8 protein-coding genes are annotated in these 9,083 nt (G+C 64.5%); 6 read left to right on the top strand and 2 right to left on the bottom strand.

The window, feature by feature from the left end; translation table 11 throughout:
• Positions 1 to 61: 61 nt before the first annotated feature.
• Both EA346_RS02425 and EA346_RS02420 read right to left on the bottom strand, forming a co-directional pair.
• Positions 62 to 688, bottom strand: coding sequence for a hypothetical protein (locus EA346_RS02425; RefSeq protein WP_296755200.1), 627 nt, complete (start codon positions 686 to 688; stop codon positions 62 to 64).
• Positions 689 to 697: 9 nt separating this feature from the next.
• A complete protein-coding gene (locus EA346_RS02420; protein ID WP_296755197.1) occupies positions 698 to 3,097 on the bottom strand; it encodes a penicillin-binding protein 1A in 2,400 nt (799 codons plus the stop codon).
• A gap of 155 nt (positions 3,098 to 3,252) precedes the next feature.
• On the opposite strand from EA346_RS02420, the gene EA346_RS02415 reads away from it, so the two are divergent.
• The 6 genes from EA346_RS02415 to EA346_RS02390 form a co-directional block, all read left to right on the top strand.
• Entirely contained in the window at positions 3,253 to 4,320 is a 1,068-nt protein-coding gene (locus tag EA346_RS02415; RefSeq protein ID WP_296755194.1) for a pilus assembly protein PilM, read from the top strand.
• The gene (locus EA346_RS02410) at positions 4,317 to 4,898 is read left to right on the top strand and encodes a PilN domain-containing protein (protein ID WP_296755191.1); all 582 of its coding nucleotides are present in this window, start codon (positions 4,317 to 4,319) and stop codon (positions 4,896 to 4,898) included. The genes EA346_RS02415 and EA346_RS02410 overlap by 4 nt, the downstream gene beginning before the upstream one ends.
• On the top strand, positions 4,898 to 5,479 hold the full coding sequence (locus tag EA346_RS02405; protein WP_296755189.1) for a type 4a pilus biogenesis protein PilO: 582 nt from the start codon (positions 4,898 to 4,900) through the stop codon (positions 5,477 to 5,479). The genes EA346_RS02410 and EA346_RS02405 overlap by 1 nt, the downstream gene beginning before the upstream one ends.
• A complete protein-coding gene (locus EA346_RS02400) occupies positions 5,479 to 6,021 on the top strand; it encodes a pilus assembly protein PilP (RefSeq protein WP_296755187.1) in 543 nt (180 codons plus the stop codon). Before EA346_RS02405 ends, EA346_RS02400 begins: the two co-directional genes overlap by 1 nt.
• A gap of 20 nt (positions 6,022 to 6,041) precedes the next feature.
• Positions 6,042 to 8,198 carry a type IV pilus secretin PilQ gene (pilQ, locus tag EA346_RS02395; RefSeq protein ID WP_296755183.1) on the top strand — a complete coding sequence of 719 codons (2,157 nt, stop codon included), beginning with the start codon at positions 6,042 to 6,044 and terminating at the stop codon, positions 8,196 to 8,198.
• On the top strand, positions 8,198 to 9,083 hold an 886-nt coding region (locus EA346_RS02390), incomplete at its 3' end, for a hypothetical protein (protein ID WP_296755181.1). The genes pilQ and EA346_RS02390, both read left to right, overlap by 1 nt.

Here is a 9,083-nt window from a genome sequence, read left to right as displayed (position 1 = left end):
GGGCGAGGCCCGCTCCCACAGGGGGGCGCGGGCATGGCCGTGACTTTCACGCTAACCCGACCTACTGGGCGGTTTGGTCGAGGGCGGCTTCGGCCTCCTTGAGCAGTGCGCGTACGCCGGCAAGGTTGAGGCGGGACATCGGACGGCCGTCGACCGGGGAAGGGGGCGCCTGGCGGATGCCGTCCTGCGGGAAGACGGTCAGTTCGATGTCCAACCCTTCGGGTCCGCGGAAGGACAGGAACGGCGCGCGGATGCCGGTGCTTCCGCCCCGGTAGTGGCGCTCGCCGCTACGACAGTGGATGCCGCGCTCGCCCAGATCGATGATGACCTCTTCCACGGTTTCCGCGAAGCCATGCAGGTTGATCACCGGCTGCGGTTCCAGGATGCCCAGCAGTAGCGGGCCGACGAGGCGCGGTTCCAGGTGTTCCAGGCGTTCCATCACCAGCGCCGCGGCGCGCAGACGGTCCGCATACTCGAGCCGGCTTTCGGGGTCCGCAAACAGCCGGTTGCGCTCCAGCAGGGCGGTTTCAACCTCCGTGTTGGTGGGCAGTTCGGGTCGCCCCGTCATCCCGAGATGGTCGGCGGCCTTGCGCTTGGCGAGGCCGTAGTCGCGCACGCCCTCCTCGAGAATGATGCGCGCCGCCTCCTCGGCGAGACGCTGGCGGGTTCTGGACTCGGGTATCGCCATCGTGTCGGCTCAGAAGATGAATTCGGGCTGCGCGTCGCTCCTGCCGCCGGCCGCACCATCTTCCGGGTCCGCAGGGACCAGGGCGCTGCGCTCGGGGATCTGCTCGGGCAACAGCCATTCGCTCCTGCCGCGCGGGTCGTCAGCGGTGGTGCGTTCCCCAGTGTCCGGCAGCAGTGCGACCTCGACCAGATCCTCCGGCCGCGGCACCGGCGCTTCCGGCCGGCCTGCGAGGACCCTCTGCATGAAGCCCATCCAGATCGGGAGGGCCGCGCGGCCGCCGGCCTCCCGGGACCCGAGTTCCCGGTTGTCGTCGAAGCCGATCCAGGCGGTTGCTGCGAGTTCGGCATTGAAGCCGGCGAACCAGGCGTCGCGGTAGGAGTTGGTGGTGCCGGTCTTGCCGCCGAGGTCCGCGCGGCCCAGTTCCATCGCCCGGCGGCCGGTGCCGGAACGAATCACGCCGCCCAGCATCTGGCTCATCTGCCAGGCGACGCCAGGCTCCAGCGTGGGCACCGGGTCGGCATACTGCAGCGGTCCGCGGGCGGTGGCCAGCTGGAGATTCTGCCCGGCCGGGCTGGTACAGGGTTCGGGGCAGGTCCGGGCCGTCGGTGCCTGGTACAGCAGGGTTCCGTCCACCTCTTCGATGCGCCCGATCAGCCAGGGCGTGGTCAGGCGTCCGCCGTTCGCGAACACCACGTAGGCATTGTTCAGTTCAACCGGTGTGAGGGTGCCGGTGCCCAGTGCCATCGACAGGTTGCGCGGGTGTTGCGCGAGGTTCAGGCCGAAGCGGCCCAGGTTGTCATGCGTCTGGTTGACGCCGATGCTGTTCAGCAGTCGGATCGAGGCCAGATTGCGTGAATTGGCCAGAGCCTCGCGCATGGTCGTGGCGCCGCGGAAGCTGCGGGAATAGTTCTCCGGTCGCCATTCCGCGCCCAGGGCCGGGTCGCTGAAGACCAGCGGTGCGTCGACCAGGGTGCTGGCCGGGGTCATGCCGTTCTGCAGGGCGAGGCTGTAGATCAGGGGCTTGAAGGCGGAACCGGGCTGCCGCTCGGCCTGCAGCGCCCGGTCGAATCGATTCTCGAAGAAGTCGAAGCCTCCGGCCAACGCCAGGATTGCCCCGTCCTCGGGTGCCTGGGCGATCATGGCTCCGGTGACCGCGGGTACCTGGCTCAGGCGCCAGCCACCCTCGGCCGTCGGCTGGATACGCACCACGTCGCCCGGCTTGAGCCAGTCGGAGACCCGCGTCCCGGCTGGGCGTGCCCAGGCGAGGTCGTCGTTTTCCAGGCGTCTCTCCCCGACGCCCGCCGTATCGACGACGATGCCGCTCTCGTCCGCTTCCAGCACCAGCGCCGGGAACAGCATGCGGCCGCTGACCCCGATGGCGGTCAGCGCCCCTCGCCGAGTCTCCGGGTCGCCCAGGACGGTCTCGTCCAGGGACAGTTCGGGGCCGCGGTAGCCATGGCGCTGGTCATATTCCAGCAGGCCATCGCGCAGCGCCGCGTTCGCGGCCTCCTGGGCCGCGGCGTCGATTGTCGTGAAGACGCGCAGGCCGCGGACATAGGCTTCCTCGCCCCAGAGGTTGACCATAATCTGACGCGCAGCCTCTGCGACCCAGTGAGCGTCGACCTCGGTCGGGCTGACATGGAGCCTGGAGAGCACCGGTCGGGCCACGGCAGAGGCGTGCTCCTCAGGGGATATCAGGCCGAGTTCGAGCATGCGCCGCAGCACGTAGTTGCGCCGGTTCTGCGCGCGTTCCGGGCTGGTGACGGGGTTGGTGGTCGAGGGCGCTTTCGGAAGAGCGGCCAGGATGGCCATCTGGTCAAGTTCCAGTTCGTCCAGGTTGCGGCCGAAATAGACGCGGGCTGCGGCCGAAACACCGTAGGCGCGCTGCCCGAGGTAAATCTTGTTCAGGTACAGTTCGAGGATCTGGTCCTTGGACAGTTCCCGTTCGATCTGCAGCGCGAGGAAGATCTCGCGGATCTTGCGCTCGTAGGTGCGCTCGCGGGTGAGGAAGAAATTGCGGGCAAGCTGCATGGTGATCGTGCTGCCGCCCTGCGTGCGCTCGCCGGTGCTGAACAGGTTGATCCCGGCGCGCAGCAGGCCGACCGGATCGACTCCGCGGTGCCGGAAGAAACGCTCGTCTTCCGCCGCCACGAAGGCCTGCAGCAATTGCGTGGGCATCTCGGAGATGGGCGTCGGTTCACGCCGCTGTTCCGCGAATTCACCGATCAGCCGCTGATCGTGGGTGAAGACCTGAAGCGGAGTCTGCAGCCGCACGTCACGCAGCGAGTCGACCGCGGGCAGCCCCGGTGCGTAATAGAGATAAAGGCCTAAAAAGACGGCGACAGCCGCCATACCCGCGCCAATGGCGAGGGATAAAAGGGCCAGGATGATGCGGACAGGGAGAGGCATGGCTTGGCGATTTCTTGCGGCTGGGGAATGATTCCAAGCGAAAGGCGCTTGCGGCCACCTGTTCACGCGGACTATGATCAATTGCAAATGCGTCTATAACGCTCGATTGCGGCTATAGTATAAGCGCTGTGGCACGCGAACATCAGGGGGGTAGTGTGCTAGGTCTGGGGAAAAAGCACCACGCTTTGCTCGGAGTGGATTTCAGTGCCGCCGCTATCAAGGTGCTGGAACTGGGCCGAAGCGGCAGCGGTTACAAGGTAGAGGCCTTCGCCGTCGAACCGTTGCCGGATGGCGCGGTCGTCGACAAGGAAATCCGCGATGCAGGGGCGATCGGGGCGGCGCTCGAGCGGGCGGTCAAGCGCTCGGGCACGCGGCTGAAGCACTGTGCGATGGCCGTGCCGTCATCGACCATCATCACCCGTACGCTGCGGTTCGCGAGCAAGCTCAGTGATGCTGAACTCGAGGGCCAGGTCTCGGTCGAGGCCGACCAGTACATCCCCTACAATCTCGAGGACGTCAGCATCGATTATCAGGTGCTGGGCAAGAATGCCGCGAACCCGGATCTTATCGATGTACTCGTCGTGGCTTCGCGCAAGGAACACGTGGAATCACGCATTGCCATCGCACAGGGCGCCGGGCTGACCGCGGAGTTGGTGGACGTCGAGGCCTACGCGATCGAACACGCCACCAGTCTGCTGCTGGACCAGTTGCCCGACCGCGAGCAGAAACCCATCGTTGCGGTGGTCGATGTCGGAGCCCAGGTCACCGCCGTCTACGTGATGAGCCAGGAGCAGGGCGTCATCTACACCCGCGAGCAGGACTTCGGTGGCCGCCTCCTCACCGAGGAGATCATGCGCCGGTACGACATGGACATGTCGCAGGCGGGCAACGCGAAGATCCACGGCGAACTGCCCCCGGATTACGCGGTGTCGGTGCTCGAACCCTTCAAGCAGAACATGATGGACCAGGTGCACCGGTTGCTGCAGTACTTCTATGTGACGCGCCCGCAGGACACGATCGACCACATCTTTCTTGGCGGCGGCTGCGCCGTCATTCCCGGCATCGACGAGATGCTCGAGGATGCCACCGGCACGCCGGTCTCCATCGCGAATCCGTTTCGTGGCATGCCCGTCGCCCGGCGGGTCAACAAGCAGCGTTTCGAGAATGACTCGCCCGCCACCTTGACGGCCTGCGGTCTGGCCATGCGGGGGTTCGTGGAATGATCTATATCAACCTCTTGCCCTGGCGGGCCCAGCGCCGGGCCCAGCGTCAGAAGCAGTTCTACGCCACGGCCGTGGTGGCGGCCATCGTGGGCGCGGCACTGGTCCTCGCCGGCGTCACCTACATGAACAGCCGCATCGATCACCAGGAAGCGCGCAACCAGATGCTGCAGTCCGAGATCCGGGTGCTGGACGGGCAGATCGCCAGGATTCGCGATATCGACAGGCAGCGGCAGAACGTCGTCGACCGCATCGAGGTGATCCAGACCCTGCAGGCAAGCCGCCCCGAGGCCGTGCATCTCTTCGATCAGATGGTGCGCACCCTGCCGGAGGGCACCTTCTTCCAGGAACTGCGACAGGAAGGGGATCGCATCCGGCTTGTCGGGCGAGCGGAGTCCAACGCCCGCATCTCGGCCTTGATGCGTCGGGTCGATGGCTCGCCGTGGCTGCGCGATTCGACCCTGCAGATCATCGAGACCCGCCAGGAAGGCCCGCTCCAGGTGCGCGATTTCCGTCTGGAGGCGTTGCAGACGCGACCGGGTGCCAACGATGAAGCCGGCAGCGACGGGGAGGCCTCCTGATGGATCTGAGAGCGATCAACGAAGTCGACTTCCGCAATCTCGGTGAGGCCCCCGGCGTCGTCAAGGGCGGCATCATCATTCTGATCATCGCGGCGCTGGTGGGCGCCGGCTACTGGTATTTCATCAAGGACCAGATGGCCGCGCTGGAGCGGGGCGAGGCCAGGGAACTGGCGTTGCGCGCCGAGTTCGAGGAAAAGCAGCGGCGCGCGGCAAACCTTCCTGCGCTGGAGGCACAGCTGGAAGAGATGGAGCGCATGTTCGCCTCGCTGCTGCAGTTGCTCCCCAGTACTGCGGAGATTCCCAGCCTGCTGGTCGACATATCGCAAACGGCGCTCTCGGTCGGTCTCGAGATCGAGTTGTTCCAACCGCGTCCGGAGGCCAACCGTACCTTCTATGCCGAGGTGCCCATCCAGTTGCGCGTGCGCGGGAACTATGAACAGCTTGCCGAGTTCGTGAGCGGGGTCTCCGAGATGCCGCGTATCGTCACCGTCCATGACGTGTTCATCCGTCCCGGCGAGGCAGACTCTGACCTCTTGATGGATGCCTTGGCACGCACCTACCGCTATCTGGAGGGGAGTTGATGGTCACCATCCGCAGCGGTTCGTCGCTCTGGCTTGTGCTGCTCACTGTCGTGCTTGTAGGGGGCCTTTCCGGCTGCCAGGGAGACACTGCGGATCTGCAGCGCTACGTCGAAGAGGTCAAGGCCCGTCCCGGTGGGGACATCGAGCCGATCCCGTCGCTGGACCCGCATGACCCCTACCTCTACCCGGGCCATGACCGCTCACCTTTCGATTCCTCCGTAATCGCGCGGCCACTGCCGGCGGAACCCGTCGGAATCCCCGGAGACGTGGATATCGACTTCGACCGGCCCCGGGAACCCCTCGAGAGCTTCCCGCTGGATTCGCTGCGTCTGGTGGGTTCGCTGGAGCAGGAGGGGGTGCGCTATGCCCTGGTGCGGACACCGGACAGGACGATTCAGAGTGTCCGGCCGGGCAACTACATGGGGCAGAATTTCGGACGGATTACCGAGATCACACCACGGGAGATCCGATTGGTGGAGGTGGTTCCGGATGCCTTTGGGGGCTACATGGAGCGCGAAAACTCCGTTGCGTTGTCGGAATGAAATCTCTAGGGGAAAGGGCTATGTATTTCAATAAGAACGCGAATTCCGAACTGTGCAACGACACTGCCCGATTGGGTGTATCGGCGCCTCCAAGGCTCCTGGCATGGCTGGCGGGACTGGTGATGCTGGCCTCCTTCGGGGTGCTGTCGGCCCAGGAGCTGCAGGATCTCCGGGCGGCCAATCTGGGCTCGGGGCAGACGCAGCTTGCGCTGCAGTTCTCGGATACCCCGCCCGACGCCAGCATCTTCGCGATCGATTCCCCGCCACGGATCGCCTTGGACCTGCCCGGTGTATCGAACCGGCTGGCTGCCCGCACCACGGACTTCAACCTCGGGCCGCTGCTCTCGGTGACGGCCGTCGAGTCCGGGGATCGCACCCGCGTGATCCTCAACCTCTCGACCAGTTCCGATTACCGCAGCCACGTCGATGGTAACAACCTCATCCTGACGGTCGGAACCGGCGTCGCCCACGCCGAAGCGGCCGCTCCGGCGCCTGTGCCAGTCGCCGCAGAGGCGCCCCCGGCCCGGCCGCCCGGCGTTCGCAGTGCACGGCCACCGGAGATCACCGACATCGATTTCCGTCGTGGCGTCGACGGTCAGGGACGCCTCCTGGTGGAGCTCTCGCGTCCCGGCGTAACCGTGGATGTCCGCGAGCAGGCCGGCCGAGTGGAACTCATCTTCCCGCGCGTGCTGATGGAGGATCAGTTGGTGCGCCGTCTGAACGTCACCGACTTTGCGACCCCGGTCATCAGCATCGACACCGTGCGCGAGCGGGACGACCGGGTGCGGATGGTCGTGAACACGACCGGCGAGTACGACGTGCTCTCGTACCAGACCGACCGCACCTACGTGCTCGAGGTTGCCCCCCTGAGCGAAGCGGAGCGCGAGGCCCTCCGCCTGGAGCGCCAAGAGTTTATCGGTGAACGCCTGTCCCTGAACTTCCAGGACATCGAGGTGCGCTCGGTGCTGCAGTTGCTGGCCGACTTCACCGACCTGAACATCGTCGTCAGCGACAGCGTGACCGGCAATATCACGCTGCGTCTGAACAACGTCCCCTGGGACCAGGCGCTGGACATCATCCTCACCACCCGCGGGCTGGACAAGCGCGTGACCGGCAACGTGATGTACGTGGCGCCGCGCGAGGAGATCGCCGCGCGCGAGCGCCTGGAACTCGAGGCCCTGCGCGACCAGGAGGATCTGGCACCGCTGCGCACCGAGTTCATATCGGTGAACTTCACGCAGGCGGAGTCGATCCGCCAACTCATCTATGATCGGGACGCGCGAGGCGCTACCGGTGTCGATCGACGGATGTCGTTCCTCTCCGACCGGGGCAGCGTGGCTGTGGATATGCGCACCAACACCCTGATCATTCGCGACACCGCGGACCAGATCGAGGCGATACGCCGACTGGTTTCAAGGCTGGACGTGCCGACGCAGCAGGTCCTGATCGAAACCCGCGTCGTGATTGCCGACGACAACTACCGAAGGGATCTGGGGGTTCGATTCGGTGTCAGCGGGGGCCGCCAGGAGGGTCGGACCAGACTGGGTACATCCGGCACATTGGAGGGCGCCACCGGGATTACAACCGGCGCCGGCATCCCCGCGCTGGGCGACCGCCTGAACGTTGCACTGCCCGTGACCGATGGAGCCAGTGTCGGCTTCAGCATCCTGCGCCCGAACATCCTGCTGGATCTTGAACTCAGCGCCCTGCAGGTGGAGGGCCGTGGTGAGGTGATCTCCAGCCCACGCGTGATCACGGCGAACGGGCAAAAGGCGAGAATCGAGCAGGGCGAGGAGATTCCCTTCCTCTCGATCGACCAGGGCACGTCCAACGTGGAATTCCGAGACGCGCTGCTCCTGACCGAGGTCACCCCCCAGATTACGCCCAACGGCAATGTGATCATGGATATCAAGGTCACCAAGAACGAGGTCAATTTCCAGCGCACCGTTCAGGGCAACCCGACGATCAGCAAGCGTGAGGTCGAGACGCAGGTCGTCGTCGGCAACGGCGAGACGGTCGTGCTGGGAGGCGTCTACGAGATCACCAGCCTGACGCAATTGCAGAGCGTGCCATTCTTCGGAGAGCTTCCGTTCCTCAAGCACTTGTTCCGAAATACCACGACCGCCAGCACCAAGGCTGAACTGCTGATCTTCGTGACGCCACGGGTGCTGGATTGATGCAAAAACATTTCAGAAATCCAGCAACCTGGGGTGACTTTGAACCGGGAGAACGTACTGTGTGCCCAACTCGGAAAACACGCTTCCGTTCATTCATCCCGGTGGGCTTCGCCCTCCTCCTCGGCTTCATGCTTATCGGGTGCGGAGGCAGTGATGGTGATGACGTATTCCCCTTGCCAGACTTTGAAAATGGTGTGTTCCCCTTGCCTGGCGAAGAAGATGTCGCGCCGCCAGAGAATGGGGAGCCCCCAGCGGATGGGGATGAGATCGTAACCGTTACTGGCTCCGGATCAGGCCTAGTCCCGTTCACGGTCGGAACGAGTGGCGCTGTGACCTTTGAACTAACTCATTCGGGGGAAAGCAATTTCATTGTCTGGCTGCGTGATTCTGATGCAGAGCGACTCGCTCTGCTCACGAACAAGATCGGTGATGTGTCGGATACCCGCGTAGAAAGCCTTGAGCAGGGAGACTACTCCCTAGACATTGACTCCACTGGCGCTTGGTCTGTCTCGATCGCTGGTGCGGTGTCCAATGGCGAGGAGATCGGGGACGAGGACGGAGTGGCCACGTTGATCACGGATGTCCGCGTATTGGTCTCCAGTGGAGAGGCTTTGGGAAGTGGAACGAAAGTTCTTCCAGCACTGGATGTGTGTCTAGGGGGGGCAACGGCGCTTGCAATCGAATTGGATCGGAAGCCGCTCAGGGCAGTGGATGTCGAGCTTCGCACCCTGGACCTCGATGCGGCATTCGAAGTGCCGGGGTCCGTCAGAGTGCCCGCAAACGAGGCGATCAAAGTATTTATAGTCAGGGCAAAAGTAGATGCTATGGTCGGCGCGCAGGCCGAACTCAGTATTGTCTCGGGCGATCGCTATCAGGTCGGAACTG

It is taken from the genome of Thioalkalivibrio sp., assembly GCF_007692535.1.
Classification (GTDB): Bacteria; Pseudomonadota; Gammaproteobacteria; order Ectothiorhodospirales; family Ectothiorhodospiraceae; genus Thioalkalivibrio.
The sequence above is the reverse complement of the archived record's forward strand: the minus strand, read 5'-3'. Positions and strand labels throughout refer to the sequence as shown.

What these genes read in the sequence shown, in the direction of transcription:
- EA346_RS02425 (WP_296755200.1), bottom strand. Translation starts at nt 688, where the DNA reads ATGGCGATACCCGAGTCCAGAACCCGCCAGCGTCTCGCCGAGGAGGCG.
- EA346_RS02420 (WP_296755197.1), bottom strand. Translation starts at nt 3,097, where the DNA reads ATGCCTCTCCCTGTCCGCATCATCCTGGCCCTTTTATCCCTCGCCATT.
- EA346_RS02410 (WP_296755191.1), top strand. Translation starts at nt 4,317, where the DNA reads ATGATCTATATCAACCTCTTGCCCTGGCGGGCCCAGCGCCGGGCCCAG.
- EA346_RS02405 (WP_296755189.1), top strand. Translation starts at nt 4,898, where the DNA reads ATGGATCTGAGAGCGATCAACGAAGTCGACTTCCGCAATCTCGGTGAG.
- EA346_RS02400 (WP_296755187.1), top strand. Translation starts at nt 5,479, where the DNA reads ATGGTCACCATCCGCAGCGGTTCGTCGCTCTGGCTTGTGCTGCTCACT.
- pilQ (WP_296755183.1), top strand. Translation starts at nt 6,042, where the DNA reads ATGTATTTCAATAAGAACGCGAATTCCGAACTGTGCAACGACACTGCC.